Genomic DNA, 16,277 nt, shown 5'->3' with positions numbered 1-16,277 from the left:
CCTCCGAAACTTCAGAGATGTCAGTGATACGCCGTAGCGTGTCTGTAGGGCATGCCGTGTGGACATGTCTGATGCGTCAGCATCAGCCGGGACACGAGGAGGGGAGACTCTGTGAGCAGTGTCAGCAAGGGGATCAAGAAGGTCGAAGTGGGGCTCAAATGGGATCCGAGTCCCCTCGGATCGCCCCCGCACGACCTCGACATCATCGCGGCGACCTACTTGGCGGATGCTCCGTACGACAGCCCTGTGTACCTGGTGCATTTCGACAGCCGCGCCCCCGACGGAACCATCACCCTCAACAGGGACAGCAAGACGGGGCAGGGTTTCGGCTTCGACGAGATCATGACCCTGGAACTCGACCGGCTCGCGGCCGCGTACGCGCGCGTGGTCGTCGGTGTGGCCATACAGCCCCACACCCACGAAGGCGAGAAGGTCTTCGGCGACATCCCGAACACCGCTGTACGCATCCGCACGGGACACACGGATCTGGCGATGAGCGACCTCTCCGCGGTCTCCGGGTCCACGGCCGCGACGATCGCCGAGTTCACCCGTAACGAAACGGGCGCATGGTCCTTCCGCGAACTCATCCGCGGGTTCGACGCCGACCCGACGTCCTTTGCGACGGTGATGGGCACCGCCATCTGAGAACGCCGCTCGAAGACGACTCACGGCCTTCGGGGCTGCTGGTCGTCTGGCCTTCTGGCTTCGCATCAGCTGGACTTCGGGTCTCCAGGTCATCGCGCACCGGAAACGCCAAGGGCGGTGGCGCCGATTTCTCGGCACCACCGCCCTGGCGATCAGGCTTCACTCCCGGCTAGCGCCAAGAGCTCCTGTCGAGTGCGTGATCAGCTGCAGCCGCTGGTCGAGCCGCAGCCCTCGCAGATGTAGCAGGAACCGGCCCGCTGCATCTTCGTCCCGCAGGAGAAGCACAGCGGCGCGTCGGCCTGGATACCCAGCTGCATCTCGACGAGCTCGGCGCTGGTGTGCGCCTGCTGCGGAGCCGGCTTCTCGGCCTCGACCCGCGGCGCGGCGACCGCCTTCAGGGGCTCGGCCTGCTGCGGAGCGGACTGGGCCAGACTTTCGGCGTCCAGTTCGGAACCGTCCAGGGACGGCTCGTACGAGCCGGTCTCCAGGTGACGCTGGCGCTCCTCGGCCGAGTGGATGCCGAGCGCGGAGCGGGTCTCGAAGGGCAGGAAGTCCAGCGCCAGGCGGCGGAAGATGTAGTCGACGATCGACTGCGCCATCCGCACATCCGGGTCGTCGGTCATGCCGGCCGGCTCGAAGCGCATGTTCGTGAACTTCGAGACGTACGTCTCCAGCGGAACGCCGTACTGCAGGCCCACCGATACGGCGATCGAGAAGGCGTCCATCATGCCCGCGAGGGTCGAACCCTGCTTGGACATCTTCAGGAAGACCTCGCCGAGACCGTCGTCCGGGTAGGAGTTGGCGGTCATGTAGCCCTCGGCGCCACCCACGGTGAAGGAGGTGGTGATCCCCGGGCGGCCCTTGGGGAGGCGCTTGCGGACGGGGCGGTACTCGACCACCTTCTCGACCGCGGAGCGGATCGTGTCCTCGGCCTTCTCGGTGACCTCGGCCTTCTCCTGCTCCTTCTTCTTGGCGGAGAGGGGCTGGCCGACCTTGCAGTTGTCGCGGTAGATGGCGAGCGCCTTGACGCCCATCTTCCACGCCTCGTAGTAGACCTCTTCGACGTCCTCGACGGTGGCGGTCTCCGGGAGGTTGACCGTCTTGGAGAGCGCGCCGGAGATCCACGGCTGGATGGCCGCCATCATGCGGACGTGGCCCATCGCGGAGATGGAACGCTCGCCCATCGCGCAGTCGAAGACCTCGTAGTGCTCGGTCTTCAGGCTCGGAGCGTCGATCACATTGCCGTTCTCGGCGATGTGGGCGACGATCGCCTCGATCTGCTCCTCCTGGTAGCCCAGACGACGCAGGGCCTGCGGCACGGTGCCGTTGACGATCTGCATCGAGCCGCCGCCGACGAGCTTCTTGAACTTGACCAGAGCGAGGTCCGGCTCCAGGCCGGTGGTGTCGCAGGACATCGCGAGACCGATGGTGCCGGTCGGGGCGATGACCGACGCCTGGGAGTTACGGAAACCGTTCTTCTCGCCCAGGCGGAGCACGTCCTGCCAGGCCTCCGTGGCGGCGGCCCAGACCGGCGTGTCCAGGTCGTCCATCCGAACGGCCGCGGCGTTGGCGTCGGAGTGCTGCTTCATGACGCGCTTGTGCGGCGTGGCGTTCTTGGCGTAGCCGTCGTACGGGCCGACGACCGCGGCGAGCTCCGCGGAACGCTTGTACGAAGTGCCGGTCATCAGGGAGGTGATGGCACCGGCGAGCGCACGGCCGCCGTCCGAGTCATAGGCGTGGCCGGTCGCCATCAGGAGGGCGCCGAGGTTGGCGTAACCGATGCCGAGCTGACGGAAGGCGCGGGTGTTCTCGCCGATCTTCTGCGTCGGGAAGTCCGCGAAGCAGATGGAGATGTCCATCGCGGTGATGACGAGCTCGACGACCTTGGAGAAGCGCTCGGCGTCGAAGGACTGGTTGCCCAGGCCGTCGTCCTTGAGGAACTTCATCAGGTTCAGCGAGGCGAGGTTGCACGAGGTGTTGTCCAGGTGCATGTACTCGCTGCACGGGTTCGAGCCGTTGATCCGGCCGGACTCCGGGCAGGTGTGCCAGGCGTTGATGGTGTCGTCGTACTGAATGCCGGGGTCGGCGCAGGCCCAGGCGGCCTCGGCCATCTTGCGGAAGAGCGACTTGGCGTCGACCTCCTCGATGACCTCGCCCGTCATACGGGACGTCAGACCGAACTTGCCGCCCTGCTCGACCGCCTTCATGAACGTGTCGTTCACGCGGACCGAGTTGTTGGCGTTCTGGTACTGGACGGACGTGATGTCGTCGCCGCCCAGGTCCATGTCGAAGCCCGCGTCACGCAGGGCGCGGATCTTCTCCTCTTCCTTCACCTTGGTCTCGATGAAGCCCTCGATGTCGGGGTGGTCGACGTCGAGGATGACCATCTTGGCCGCGCGGCGCGTGGCGCCGCCCGACTTGATCGTTCCTGCGGAGGCGTCGGCACCGCGCATGAAGGAGACCGGCCCCGAGGCGTTGCCTCCGGAGGAAAGGAGCTCCTTGGAAGAACGGATGCGGGAGAGGTTCAGGCCGGCGCCGGAGCCGCCCTTGAAGATCATCCCCTCTTCCTTGTACCAATCCAGAATCGAGTCCATGGAGTCGTCCACGGCCAGGATGAAGCAGGCCGAGACCTGCTGCGGCTGGGGCGTGCCGACGTTGAACCAGACCGGGGAATTGAAGCTGAAGATCTGGTGCAGGAGGGCGTAAGCCAGCTCGTGCTCGAAGATCTCTGCGTCAGCCGGCGAGGCGAAGTAGTTGTAGTCCTCACCGGCCTTGCGGTAGGTCTTCACGATGCGGTCGATCAGCTGCTTGAGGCCGGTCTCGCGCTGCGGGGTGCCAACGGCCCCGCGGAAGTACTTGCTGGTGACGATGTTGACCGCGTTCACCGACCAGAAGTCGGGGAACTCGACGCCACGCTGCTCGAAGTTGATCGAGCCGTCGCGCCAGTTGGTCATGACGACGTCTCGGCGCTCCCAGACCACCTCGTCGTACGGATGCACGCCGGGCGTCGTATGGATGCGCTCGATACGCAGACCCTTGCTGGCCTTGGATCCCTTGGCTCGGGAACCTCGTGCCGGGCCGCTCGTCGTCTCGGTCATGCCGCCTCCCTGTATCAGGCTAAAACGCCCTGAAGTGCCACGATGTTCCCGTGACACGGTGTTGTCTGGTGCCGCGGAAACCCGCGAGGGCATCCGCAACAGGTCTGTGTGGCCGCCGTCGGCCGCTGCCCCGGTCAGTCGGCGGCAGTGGCGGGCACCGGGACTTCGCCAGTCCCTCCGGGCCCGCAATCCTTCACGCCGGGCTCCCTGCCGGCGCCCTGCGGCTCTTCGTCGAGCCGCTTTTCCCGCTGGTCCCTCAGCTCCCCGACGGCAGCCTCGAAGTCGTCGAGCGAGTCGAACGCCCGATACACGGACGCGAAGCGCAGGTAGGCCACGAGGTCCAGCTCCTGCAGCGGACCGAGTATGGCCAGACCCACGTCATGCGTGGTCAGCTCGGCACTGCCGGTGGCCCGCACCGCCTCTTCGACCCGCTGGCCGAGCTGGGCGAGGGCGTCCTCGGTCACCGGCCGCCCCTGGCACGCCTTGCGTACGCCGTTGATCACCTTCGTACGACTGAAGGGCTCGGTCACGCCGCTGCGCTTGACCACCATCAGCGAACACGTCTCCACCGTCGTGAAACGACGGGAGCAGTCGGGGCACTGACGGCGCCTGCGGATCGACGTGCCGTCGTCGGTGGTGCGGCTGTCGACCACGCGACTGTCGGGGTGCCTGCAGAAGGGGCAGTGCATGAAACTCCCAACCCTCCTTCAAGACACGACTCGTAGGCCTCACCGGGCCCATGAGGCCCTCGAAGCAGCCCCAAGCATAGGCGATGCCCGAGGCCTGAAAAGACCGGGGACCACAACTTCTGGGCTGTGGTCGCAATCCAACCACTAGATCTGGGGTTTGGCCGTAAATCCGACCCCAGCGCGTGTCGCGCACCCACGGCACGTCGTGAAGGTTACGAGGCCATCTCGCGCGACCCACAGGAAGGGGGGCGGTACCGGATCGACCGAGCGACGAGTGGCAGTATGGGAGCCCCACCGAGGGGCCGCGATCCCGGCGGTGAAGCGTACCGTAATCAACCGAAATGCCATTCGGCTCGAACGTTAGCCATACACCCAGACGCATGATCACGGCAGACCTTCTGCGATTTTTCACTCGAACGTGTGTTTGGCGCAACCTTTCGAAAGCAACTACCGTTGGCTAACTAGGGAGAACATTCTCGAGAGGGGCCGACCGACGTGACCACCACCGCAGACAGTGCCACCATCACTGCTCAGGACCGCCAGAGCCGACTCGAGCCGGTGCATGCCATGAGTGACGCAGACACGAACCAGGAGGGCGCCAAGCCCACACGCTCCCTACCGGGCCGACCTCCAGGTATCCGCGCCGACAGCTCGGGTCTCACCGACCGGCAGCGCCGCGTCATCGAGGTCATCAGGGACTCGGTGCAGCGCCGTGGCTACCCCCCGTCGATGCGCGAGATCGGGCAGGCGGTGGGCCTCTCCAGCACCTCGTCGGTCGCCCACCAGCTGATGGCCCTGGAACGCAAGGGCTTCCTGCGCCGTGACCCTCATCGTCCGCGGGCGTACGAGGTCCGCGGCTCGGACCAGCCCAGCAGCCAGCCCACCGACACGGCAGGCAAGCCCGCCGCTTCGTATGTCCCGCTGGTCGGCCGTATCGCGGCCGGTGGTCCGATCCTCGCCGAGGAGTCGGTGGAGGACGTCTTCCCGCTCCCCCGGCAGCTCGTCGGCGACGGTGAGCTGTTCGTCCTCAAGGTCGTCGGTGACTCCATGATCGAGGCCGCGATCTGCGACGGGGACTGGGTGACGGTCCGCCGCCAGCCGGTTGCGGAGAACGGCGACATCGTCGCCGCCATGCTCGACGGCGAGGCGACGGTCAAGCGGTTCAAGCGCGAGGACGGTCACGTATGGCTGCTGCCTCACAACTCCGCGTATCAGCCCATCCCCGGTGACGAGGCCACGATCCTCGGCAAGGTGGTGGCGGTGCTGCGGCGGGTGTGAGCCTCCGCCCCCGACCGGGCCCCGGAACCAACTGCGCCGGTTCCGGGGCCCTGCTGCGTCCCGAGGCCATGCCGCAGCTCCGACCTCCGCCCATGCCGGAGCTCTGGCCGCCCCGGGCTGCGTCTTCGCGCCTGACCGCTACTTCGCGTCTGCCTTGCCCTCGTCGGCGTCGTCGGCGTCCTTGATCGTGACCGTGGCCTTGGCCGCCGCGTCGATCGCGGCCAGGGAGCGGCGCGCCTGATTACGGTCCGTCGTGTACCAGAAATCAGGCAGGGACGCCTTCAGATAGCTGCCGTAGCGGGCCGTGGCGAGCCGGGGGTCCAGGACGGCCACGACTCCGCGGTCGGCGGAGGCCCGCACGAGGCGACCCGCGCCCTGCGCCATCAGAAGCGCCGCATGCGTCGCGGCGATGGCCATGAAGCCGTTGCCGCCGGCGTCGTCCACCGCCTTCTGCCGTGCGCTCATCAGCGGGTCGTCGGGGCGCGGGAAGGGGATCTTGTCCATGACGACCAACTGGCAGCTGTCGCCCGGCACATCGACGCCCTGCCACAGTGACAGCGTCCCGAACAGGCAGGTCTGCGGGTCCGCCGCGAAGTTCTTGATCAACTCGCCCAGCGTCTCCTCGCCCTGCAGCAGGATGGGCATGTCAAGGCGGCCGCGCAGCTCCTCTGCGGCGTTCTGAGCGGCGCGCATGGACGAGAACAGACCGAGCGTACGGCCGCCTGCCGCCTCGATCAGTTCGGCCAGCTCGTCGATCATGTCGCTGCGCGTGCCCTCGCGGCCCGGCCGGGCCAGGTGCTGGGCCACGTACAGGATCCCCTGCTTGCGGTAGTCGAAGGGCGAGCCGACGTCCAGGCCCTTCCAGACCGGGGCGTCGTCGGACTCGGTGCCCTCGGGGGCGAGGCCGAGCGAGGCCCCCACGCCGTTGAAATCGCCGCCGAGCTTGAGGGTGGCGGATGTCAGGACCACCGAGCGGTCGCTGAAGAGCTTCTCGCGCAGCAGACCCGACACGGACATGGGTGCGACGCGCAGCGAGGCTCCGAAGCGGTCATGGCGTTCGTACCAGACGACGTCCCACTCGGAGCCGTTCGAGATGCGCTCCGCCACGTCGTGGATCGACTCGACGGAGGCGAGGGCCTGCTTGCGTACGGCGTCCTCGTCCTGGACCGACTTGTCGCGGGTGGAGCCGAGTGCCGAGATGACCGTGCGGGCGGCGTCGCGCAGGGCCATCAGCGCATACCCGAGGTCCTCAGGAACTTCCTCGATGCGGCCCGGCAGGGCCAGCTCCATCACTCGCTCGAAGCCTTCGGAGGCGGTCTGGAGCTGATCGGCCGCCTTTTCGTTGACGAGCTTGGCGGCTCGGCGCACGGCGCGGTTGACCTGGCCCGGAGTGAGCTCGCCGGTGGCGACACCGGTGACCCTGGAAACCAGCTCATGGGCTTCGTCCACGATCAGCACTTCGTGCTGGGGAAGGACGGGAGCGCCCTCGATGGCGTCGATCGCAAGGAGAGCGTGATTGGTGACCACGACCTCGGAGAGCTTGGCCCGCTCACGCGCCGCCTCGGCGAAGCACTCCGCTCCGTACGCACACTTCGACGCCCCCAGGCACTCCCTGGAGGAGACGGACACCTGGGACCAGGCGCGGTCGGAGACTCCCGGCGTGAGGTCGTCCCGGTCGCCGGTCTCGGTCTCGTCCGCCCAGTCGCGCATCCGCAGCAGGTCCTGACCGAGCCTGCTGGTGGGGGCGGCGGCCTCGAACTGGTCGAAGAGCCCCGGCCCGTCCTCCTCTTCCTGCGGCACCCCTTCGTGGAGGCGGTGCAGGCACAGGTAGTTCGAGCGGCCCTTGAGCATGGCGAACTGGGGGCGGCGGCGCAGCAGGGGATGCAGGGCGTCGACCGTCCGCGGCAGGTCGCGCTCCACGAGCTGGCGCTGCAGCGCCAGCGTGGCGGTCGCGACCACGACACGCTCGCCGTGCGCGAGGGCGGGCACCAGGTAGCCGAGGGACTTGCCCGTGCCGGTACCGGCCTGGATCAGGAGGTGGGAGCCGTCGTCGATCGCCTCGGCGACGGTCTCGGCCATCGTCACCTGGCCAGGACGCTCTGTGCCGCCGACGGCGGTGACGGCGGCGTGCAGGAGCTCGGGAAGGGAGGGCTTTGTCATAGCGCGACCACCCTACGGGTCTCCACTGACAATCCCTCGATCAAGGCCGGTGGAGAGGGTTGGGCACGCTCCCGTGCACGGCGGCGTGCGGGCGCTCGGGGCGGTCCCGGTACCCATCGAGGTGGAGCCTGTTCCGGTTGAGGCACAGGCGCTCGATACGCGGGGTGAGCAGATCGAACATGTCGTATCGCTCCCTGAGCTGCGGGGCGCGCGCCTGATGACGGAGGATCTCCGCGCGGACGAGTGCCCAGAAGTCGCTCTCCGGGATGCCCAGCTGCTCGTCGCACAGCGGGGCGAGATAGCGGAAGACCCCCACGAAGAGCCCCGAGTGGATGAACTGCGTGAGGAAATCGGGGCGTTCGGTGAGCAGGACGTCCCGGACGTCGTCCGGCATCGACGCGTGCTCCGGAAGGACGTCGGCGCTGACGTTGACGTCGTCGACGAAGTCCTTGACCGCGAGCCGGACGGGCACGTCCTTGTCGTCGAAGACGACGATGGCGTTCTCCCCATGAGGGGAGAACACGGTGCCGTACCGGTAAAGGAACTGCAGGAGCGGCGGGAGCAGTGCGGCGAAGAGGCGCCGCAGCCACGTCTCCGGAGCGAGGCGTGAGCGCTCGACCAGCTCGGCGACGAAGGCTCTGCCCTGCGGGTCGGTCTGCAGTAAGGAGGCGAGCGTGCGGGCGCGCTCGTCGGGAGCGAGGTACCGGGTGATCGGTTCGCGCCAGATCGCACCGAGCAGTTCCTTGTACTGGTAAGGGACCTCGGGCAGCTCTTCGTACAGCGGGTGCTCGACGGTCACCGACGCGACCTCGCCGAGCAGGATCACCCGGCATTCGTCGCGCAGGAAGGGGTCGGCGTCGCGCAGGGCGTGCATCCAGGCGGTGACGGCGGGGGCGGCCAGGGTGCGCTCGGTCGGCAGTCCCCGCCACACCAGGGTGTTGAGGACCGACAGTGGCAGCTTGACGGTGTGCCGGTCGGGGCGGGACAAGTTCAGGAACGTACGAATGGACTGCTGGGGCAGCCGCAGATCGGCGTCTGCGGTGAGCGGAACGATGGCTCCCGCGGCGACGGAAGGGGCGAAGAGGGGCAGGACGACGTCGTCCCATTGCCACGGATGCACCGGCAAGTAGAGGTAGGCCTGCGGGTCGAGCCCGCGTGCCCTGAGTATGTCCGCGAAGGACTCCCTGGTCGCCGGGGTGAGTTCACGGATGTAGAGATCCTCCGCGGTCTTCACGCCCGCGACCCCCCGATAGGCGGCAAGGTCGGTGTGGACCGCGATCCAGGGAAGCCGCGTGGTGCGGCGGGCCTCGGGCGCCCAGCGGGCGGTGTCGCTCGCGGAGAACCCGATGCGGCCCTTGTTGAGTACGAGCCAGGGGTGGCCCGTCTGATGCCCTTCGAGTTCCGCGTAGTCGAGGTCGGCGAGCTGCGCCGCGGTGAGGGCGGTCTGGTCGAGCCGGGCGTCGGCGGAGAGGGTGACGGTCAGCTCGCGGATGAGGTGGCCGAGCGTGGCACCGTCGATTCCCAGGGTGCGGCGGGCCCGGGTGAGGAAACGGAGAGGGTCGTTGAAGGGAAGCGTCGACCCGTCGTCTTCGGCCAGGGCCAGGCTTTCCGGGTCGACGTGCCAGCTGCCGTACGAGCCGCGGCGGGCTCGGAAGAGGAGGCATCCCCCGTCCTCGGCGTCGAGGCCGAGGCTGTAACTCTTCGACTCGCCTTTGCCCGGTCCGTCCGGGGTGGGCTCGATGATCTCCTCATAGGCGAATTCCGCGACCATCTTGGCGAGCAGGCGGCGCCCTCCCCTCTCCCACCTGTCCGGGGTCAGCTCGGGCGGGTCGTAGAGGACTGATGATTCTCGGGATGTCGACGGTTCTCGGGACGTCGGGGGAACGGTCGGATTCGGCACGGGGACTCCTCGGGGAGGGAACCGGATCGGGTCGAGCGGTGTACCAAGAGTGAAGGGGTCAGAGCACTGCGCGAAGGGCCCGGTCACGGACCATGAGGGCCGCGCGTTTGTCGGGGAGATCCACCTCCGCGGCGAATCGGAATCCGGCGCTCAGGAATGCGGAGACGGAGGGGGTGTTGCGCAGGTCGGGCTCCGCGATGACGCGGGCGCTCGCGGCCCGATGGTCGAGCACGAGGTCGGCGACGGCTCTGAGCAGAGAAGTACCGAGGCCCCGGCCGCGGTCTGCGACACCACCGATGAGGAGGTGAAGACCGGTGTCGTGCGGGCGGGCCGGATAGTGGCGGGCCAGGCCGTCCAGATCCGCCCGGTAGATCTCCCAGTAACTCATCGGCGTGTCGTCCAGCACGCCGAGGCAGGGGACGCTGCGTCCGTCACCGTCGATCTGGCCGCGCAGATGGGCTTCCGTGACGTCATCGGGGCCGGCCAGCTCCCAGAAAGCCGCCACGGCGGGGTCGTTCATCCACCGGCTGACAAGGGGCAGATCGCGCTCGATACATACAGGGACGAGTTGGAAGACACCGGCAGGGGTGGTCGCGGGGCCCCAGTCAGCGACATGGTCGAGCAGATCGTCGGCCGCGCCACCCGGACCACCCGCGCCGCCCGCACCACCCGCACCACCCGCGTCACTTTCGCCGAACAGGGCGATGAGCTCGTCCGGGAGGCGCAGGTCCAGGGTGTCCTGGGCATCCGCTCTGTCCGCTGGGGCCCTGTCCGAAGGAGCCCTGTCCGCGGGGGAGGACTCGGGGGCGGTCTCGGTTCCGGCGTCGGTACTCGCGTCAGGCGGAGGCACGGCGTCGCTCCTCTCAGGAAAGGCGGTTCATGTTCCTCAGGAATGAAGGGGGTTGGCGATGGAGACGTAGACGGACTGGGTGTCCACCGGGCCCACGAGTTCGTCGAGCCCGCGAAGGCGGGTCAGCAGATTGGCCTTGCAGCGCAGCACGGGTGATTCGAGGAGCAGGGCGGGGAGGGGCGTACGAAGGGAGGCGGGGCCGGAGGCGACATCGCCGAGGAAGCGGCGAAAGGCCGCGAGCAACAACTGCTCGTCGGCCAGGCCTTGGGCGCCGAGCGCTCCGATGAGGCCGAACACGTTGTTGATGCCGAGGTAGTAGGCGAACCGCTCGTCCGCCACCTCGTCGGAGACGAACGTGTCGCTGTGCCGGCCGATGCCGGGAAGCCGTCGTTCGAGTTCGGCCCGCCGGGACTCGCGGTAGTAGTAGCCCTGGTTGTCGCGGTAGCGGCCGCCCACGGGCCAGCCGTCGGGGTCGAGCAGCAGGAGCGTGTTCTGCTGATGGGCCTCCAGGGCGACGCCTGCCTCGCTGTCCAGCCAGAGCACGGGGCGTACGACGTTCTCCAGGTAACGCAGGAACCACTCCGTGGCCGCGGCTCCGCGGGGGCGGCCCGTCCTACCGGCGAGGCGGGTGACGATCTCGCCGAGCCGGGAGAGCATCGGGGCACGGTCATGACCGGTGGACTGCGGTGACGGTCTGGGCGAGACGAGTCCTGCGATGCAGGTGACGTCGTCACCGGGGCCGAAGGGGTTGTGGCGGATCATGACGTCGAGCCCGGCGACGGGCACGCCGTCGGGGCCGGTCACGGCGAGCCAGGCCGGGTCGCGGATCACGTCGAAGCCCGGGTGGACGGCCTGCCACTGCTCGGCGAGGCCGCTGCGCAGCAGTCGGTGGACCTCGACCCCGCGGTGGAGTTCCTTGCGGAGGTTCTCACGACGGGAGTTGGTGATGCGCAGGCCGAGCGAGAGCTTCAGCATGGCCGGGGCGCCCGAGCGGTAGAGGGTGCGCACGGACGAGGTCGGGTACCACGGTGCGCCGTGGGGGCCGAGGTCCTGGAGGAGTCCTGCTTCCAGGAGCGCGGCGGTCGCGGGTCGGTGCCTGAGTTCGCGGATCTGCCACGGGTGCAGGGGCAGGGCGGCGCGGCCGTCCGGCAGCGGCAGGTCGGGGCCCGCGAGCCGGGCGGTGAGCTGCCCGGCCGGGACGGTCCGGCCGCGCTCGGTCCAGGCCGAGTCCGCGGCGAGCACGGAGGCGTCGACGGCGAGCCAGTGCAGGGCGAACGCCCCGCGCAGCTCTGGTGAGTAGAGACGGGATTCGGTGTCGGAGAGTCCTTCGCGGCTCTTGGGGGTGGGGTGCAGGGGGTGGCCGAGGACCAAGGACTGTTCGGCGGCGAGGAAGAGGTCGGGCTCGTCGGCGGGGTTGTTCCGGCGGTCGGCGATGAAGGTGGCGGTGCGCCGTACCGAGTCGGCGACGCGGCCGACGAGGTCCCCTCCCTCGACTCGTTCGGCGTCGATGCCGGAGCCGGCGCCGGAGTAGGTGCCGATGCCGAAGCCGGTGCGACCGGGCGCATCCCACGCCGCGTCGCTGTCCTCCACCCCGTCGGCATCCGGCGCCCCGTCGCCGTCCTCCACCCCGTCGGCATCCGGCGTCCCGTATTCACCGTGCGTCCCGTATTCACCCTGCGTCCCGCGTTCATCGAGCGCGGCGGAACCCTCCTCCCCCCGGGGCTCCCCTCCCGCGCCGGGCTCCCCGGCCGCGCCGCCGACGCCCTCGCCCGCCGCCCATTCGCCCGCGTGCTCCTCCGGATCGGCGGCGTCGTGACGCCTGCCCGTCTCGCGGCCCAGGAGGGCAGCTACGGTGACGGCGTCCGCCGGGGGCGCGCTCCGGGGGCCGTCCTCCAGGTACGGGAGGCCGAATCGGTGCCAGCCGGTGGCCGACCAGTAGTGGACGGGGACGAGCAGGGCCGTGCCGCTGGCATCGAGCGGGATACGCAAAGCGCCGTGCTCGGGGGCGGGGAAGCCGTTCTCGCGTACCCAGCAGCGCAGGAGGTTCTCGATGGCCGCCACTTGCGCGGCGGTGTGCGGATCGGGGTGCTCCAGGAGGTCGGCGGTCGCGCCTCGCAGCCGTTCGGTCTGCCGACCTTGTTTCTGCCGGGGAACCGTACCGGGCTCCGCCACCAGCGCGGATTGCTTGCCGCACGCCTTCGGGGCGTGGAGCTGGGGTGGGCCGTCGGATGCGGGAGTGGCGTTCAAGAGGGCTTCCTTGTGCAGTCGTTCGGGCTCCGGGGCGACGGGCTGGAGCTCTGCTGATGTCTCTCGGCCGTCCGCGGGACGGCCCGGTTCCGGCGTGGCTATCCGTAGTGCGGACGCGCCGCGGCGGAGATCGCGTCGGCGAGGCGGGACAGGATCGCTGCCGCCTGCTCGTCCGTGATCGTGAGAGGAGGAAGGAGGCGTACGACACTGGAGTGCCGCCCTCCCAGCTCGACGATGAGGCCTCGGCGCAGACATTCCCGCTGCACCTCGGCTGCCAGTTCGGGCGCCGGGGGAAGCGGTCGCGGAGAGCGGCCCGGAGCCAGGAGCCCGGCGGATACGCCGGCCAGAGGCCGGCCCTCCGAAGCGCCGCCCCGCATGCCCGCGTCACCGACCGAAGCACGACCCGACATACCCGCATCACCGTCCGAAGCGCAACCCCGCATGCCCGAGCAGCCCCCCGCCGAAGCGCCACCCGACGCCCCCGAACCCCCACCCGCGGGCTCCGGCTCGGAACTCGCCGGCCGAGGGCCGGGCACAGGGGCGTCCCCGGCAGCCGGATCCACGAGTTCGACGCCGATCATGAGGCCTCTGCCACGGACGTCACCGATACAGGGATGTTCGGCGGCCAGGGAGCGCAGCTGGGCGAGCATGCGGGCGCCCAGGATTCCCGCGCGTTCCGCCAGACCGTTCTCGCGGACGTAGGCGAGGGTGGCCGCGCCTGCCGCCATGGCGAGCTGGTTGCCCCGGAACGTGCCCGCGTGCGCACCCGGCGGCCAGACGTCGAGGTCGTCGCGGTAGATCACGACGGCAAGGGGCAGGCTGCCGCCGATGGCCTTGGAGAGCACCATCACGTCCGGGACGACGCCGCTGTGCTCGACGGCCCAGAACGCGCCGGTGCGCCCGACGCCGGTCTGGACCTCGTCCGCGATGAGCGGGATGGAGCGCGCGGCGGTGATCGCACGCATCCGGCGCAGCCAGTCGTCGGGGGCGGGGAACACCCCGCCCTCGCCCTGCACCGGTTCAAGGATCATCCCGGCGGGCCGTGGCACACCCGATTTGGTGTCGTCGAGGAGGCTCTCGGTCCAGCGGGCCGCGACTTCGGCGCCGTCCGCGCCGCCGATGCCGAAGGGGCAGCGGTAGTCCTGCGGGTAGGGCAGCCGCGTGACCCGTACGTCCGTTGCGCCGCCGGATGCTTCGAGCGCCCCCGCCGTCATCCCGTGGTAGGCACCGGTGAAGGCGAGCATGCCGTCGCGCCCGGTCGCCGTGCGCACGAGTTTGAGCGCCGCCTCCACCGCGTCCGTGCCGGCGGGGCCGCAGAACTGGATCCGCGCGCGGTCCGCGAGCCCGCGGGGCAGCGTGCGGAACAGCTCGGTGGTGAAAGCGTCCTTGACCGGCGTGGCCAGGTCGAGGACGTGCAGCGGCGCCCCCGAGTCGAGGACCTTTCTGATCGCCTCGAGCACGACCGGATGGTTGTGCCCGAGGGCCAGGGTCCCCGCACCCGAGAGGCAGTCGAGGTAGCGCTGCCCGTCGGCGCCCTCGATCGTCAGACCGCGCGCCCGTACCGGCACGATCGGCAGGGCGCGCGCATAGGTGCGCGCCGCCGACTCGCGCGCCGACTGGCGTCGCAGGATCCCCTCGTGTGCTGCGGAGTGCGCCGCGGAAACCGCCGCGGGTGCCGGCTCGGTCACGGCCACGACTGTTGGTCCTCCCGCTGGGTGGGCGCTGCCCGCACGATCCGGGCCGCGCGCCGACGAGTTGGCAGGGGAGATGAACGCAGGCCGCCAGCCCCCCGTACGTACCAACGACCGGGGCTGCGGAGGAACACGGGTAATCGGAAGATCCTTGCCGTGACGGAACCGTTGCCGTTCCGTCGGCAGTCCCTCACGGCACCGGCATAGTGTGAGGTGCCGTTCATCCGACAACCGGATGGGCAGCGAAACGGAACACCGTGCTCAACACACCGCTCCGCGAGCGGTGTCCGGCATGCGAACGATCTCGAAGCCCAGGGGGACTCTCTCTATGCGACCCATACGCCCGCTCAATACCGCTCGTCGTGGGAGGAGCGCGCGCGGCAGAACCTCCCCCGTGGCGGCCGCCGTCGCCATCGGCGCGGCACTCGTGCTGACCGCGACGGCCTGTGGTCCGAGCGAGGACAACGCGGGCGACGAGCCGTCCGCGTCCCAGCCCGCCGACGACAGCAACAGCGACGGCAAGGTCAAGATCCCGCAGGAGATCCAGGACCGGCTCAAGGAGCACGGCATCGACCTGGACAAGTGGAAGAACGGGGCCTGGAAGGACTTCAGCAAGGACGACTGGCTCCGTGAGGCCGGTGACTTCGTCAACCCGATCATCGAGGGCCTGTGGGACTCGGACCGCATGCGGGACGCGGACGAGAACCCCGACCGCGGAGTCGACGACAATGACATCTCCGGTGACCAGGGCGTGACCGACCCGACCCCCGAGCCGGTGGAGGCGGCGGCCGTGAAGACGCCGTACGACGCCAGCGTTCCCGAGTCGGGCAAGTTGTTCTTCGACGGCCCCGACGGCTCGATGGTCTGCTCCGCCACCGTCGTCAAGGACCCGGCGCACCCCGGCAAGTCCAACATGGTGTGGACCGCGGGTCACTGCGTGCACGCCGGCGCCGAGGGCGGCTGGTACCGCAACATCGCCTTCGTCCCCTCGTACAACAACAGCGGCAAGTCGGTCGACGAGCTGCGGAACGCCCCCAAGGAAGAAGTCGCCCCGCACGGCGTCTGGTGGGGTGACTGGGCGCAGACCTCCGACCAGTGGATCGAGAAGGGCGGCCCGACGGGTGGCGCCGGCGCGCCGTACGACTTCGCGGTCATCCACGTGACGCCCGAGAAGGGCAGCGAGGGCAAGTCCCTCGAGGAGCAGGTCGGTTCGGCGCTCCCGGTGGACTTCAACGCTCCTTCCGTGCCGCAGATCGCCGACATGACGGCGACCGGCTACCCGGCCGCTCCGCCGTTCGACGGCCAGAAGGCGTTCCAGTGCGCCGACAAGCCGGGCCGGCTCTCGATCAGCAAGCCCGACCCGACGATGTACCGCATCGGCTGCACGATGACCGGTGGTTCGTCCGGCGGCGGTTGGGTCGCCGAGGGTTCGGACGGCAAGCCCGCCCTGGTGTCCAACACCTCCATCGGCCCGGTGACGGCGGGCTGGCTCGCCGGCCCGCGCCTCGGCAAGGAGGCCAAGGGCATCTACGGCTCGGTCAGCAAGAAGTTCGCCGACCACTAGCCGACCCGCAGCCGACCCGTAGGGGTCGCCTGACACGGACGGCGGGGTCGCCGGAAATCTTCACGGCCCCGCCGTCATTCGTCCTCAATTACACAGGCATAGTGAGGTGTCGCGTCGGCGGAAAGCTCTCGGGGGCTTCCTCGCCCATACCTGAC

The 16,277-nt window shown here is 69.3% G+C and carries 10 protein-coding genes; 3 read left to right on the top strand and 7 right to left on the bottom strand.

Annotated features, from left to right (window positions below; genetic code table 11):
• Positions 1–111 precede the first annotated feature (111 nt).
• Entirely contained in the window at positions 112–645 is a 534-nt protein-coding gene (locus IE226_RS33040; RefSeq protein ID WP_190085121.1) for a TerD family protein, read from the top strand.
• Positions 646–845: 200 nt separating this feature from the next.
• On the opposite strand, the gene IE226_RS33035 is transcribed toward IE226_RS33040, so the two are convergent.
• Both IE226_RS33035 and nrdR read right to left on the bottom strand, forming a co-directional pair.
• Complete coding sequence (locus tag IE226_RS33035) at positions 846–3,743, bottom strand: vitamin B12-dependent ribonucleotide reductase (RefSeq protein WP_190085120.1); 2,898 nt, start codon at positions 3,741–3,743, stop codon at positions 846–848.
• Between the two features lie 134 nt (positions 3,744–3,877).
• Positions 3,878–4,432: a transcriptional regulator NrdR gene (gene nrdR / locus IE226_RS33030; protein ID WP_190085119.1), complete on the bottom strand. Its 555-nt coding sequence runs from the start codon at positions 4,430–4,432 to the stop codon at positions 3,878–3,880.
• A gap of 495 nt (positions 4,433–4,927) precedes the next feature.
• On the opposite strand from nrdR, the gene lexA reads away from it, so the two are divergent.
• Positions 4,928–5,710, top strand: coding sequence for a transcriptional repressor LexA (lexA, locus tag IE226_RS33025; RefSeq protein ID WP_190085118.1), 783 nt, complete (start codon positions 4,928–4,930; stop codon positions 5,708–5,710).
• A gap of 138 nt (positions 5,711–5,848) precedes the next feature.
• Here the strand turns inward: lexA and IE226_RS33020 are convergent, their stop codons facing one another.
• From IE226_RS33020 to IE226_RS33000, 5 genes are all read right to left on the bottom strand, one after another.
• A complete protein-coding gene (locus tag IE226_RS33020) occupies positions 5,849–7,870 on the bottom strand; it encodes an ATP-dependent DNA helicase (RefSeq protein ID WP_190085117.1) in 2,022 nt (673 codons plus the stop codon).
• Between the two features lie 40 nt (positions 7,871–7,910).
• The gene (locus IE226_RS33015) at positions 7,911–9,770 is read right to left on the bottom strand and encodes an IucA/IucC family protein (RefSeq protein WP_190085116.1); all 1,860 of its coding nucleotides are present in this window, start codon (positions 9,768–9,770) and stop codon (positions 7,911–7,913) included.
• Between the two features lie 58 nt (positions 9,771–9,828).
• Complete coding sequence (locus IE226_RS33010; protein ID WP_190085115.1) at positions 9,829–10,620, bottom strand: GNAT family N-acetyltransferase; 792 nt, start codon at positions 10,618–10,620, stop codon at positions 9,829–9,831.
• A gap of 36 nt (positions 10,621–10,656) precedes the next feature.
• A complete protein-coding gene (locus tag IE226_RS33005; RefSeq protein WP_190085114.1) occupies positions 10,657–12,867 on the bottom strand; it encodes an IucA/IucC family protein in 2,211 nt (736 codons plus the stop codon).
• Between the two features lie 98 nt (positions 12,868–12,965).
• Entirely contained in the window at positions 12,966–14,561 is a 1,596-nt protein-coding gene (locus IE226_RS33000) for a diaminobutyrate--2-oxoglutarate transaminase family protein (protein ID WP_373307085.1), read from the bottom strand.
• 325 nt (positions 14,562–14,886) lie between these two features.
• Between IE226_RS33000 and IE226_RS32995 the strand changes: the two genes are divergently transcribed.
• Positions 14,887–16,122: a trypsin-like serine peptidase gene (locus tag IE226_RS32995; RefSeq protein WP_190085113.1), complete on the top strand. Its 1,236-nt coding sequence runs from the start codon at positions 14,887–14,889 to the stop codon at positions 16,120–16,122.
• Positions 16,123–16,277 lie beyond the last annotated feature (155 nt).

It is taken from the genome of Streptomyces longisporoflavus, from assembly GCF_014649775.1.
GTDB lineage: Bacteria > Actinomycetota > Actinomycetes > Streptomycetales > Streptomycetaceae > Streptomyces > Streptomyces longisporoflavus.
The sequence above is the reverse complement of the archived record's forward strand: the minus strand, read 5'-3'. Positions and strand labels throughout refer to the sequence as shown.

What these genes read in the sequence shown, in the direction of transcription:
- IE226_RS33035 (WP_190085120.1), bottom strand. Translation starts at nt 3,743, where the DNA reads ATGACCGAGACGACGAGCGGCCCGGCACGAGGTTCCCGAGCCAAGGGA.
- nrdR (WP_190085119.1), bottom strand. Translation starts at nt 4,432, where the DNA reads ATGCACTGCCCCTTCTGCAGGCACCCCGACAGTCGCGTGGTCGACAGC.
- IE226_RS33020 (WP_190085117.1), bottom strand. Translation starts at nt 7,870, where the DNA reads ATGACAAAGCCCTCCCTTCCCGAGCTCCTGCACGCCGCCGTCACCGCC.
- IE226_RS32995 (WP_190085113.1), top strand. Translation starts at nt 14,887, where the DNA reads ATGCGACCCATACGCCCGCTCAATACCGCTCGTCGTGGGAGGAGCGCG.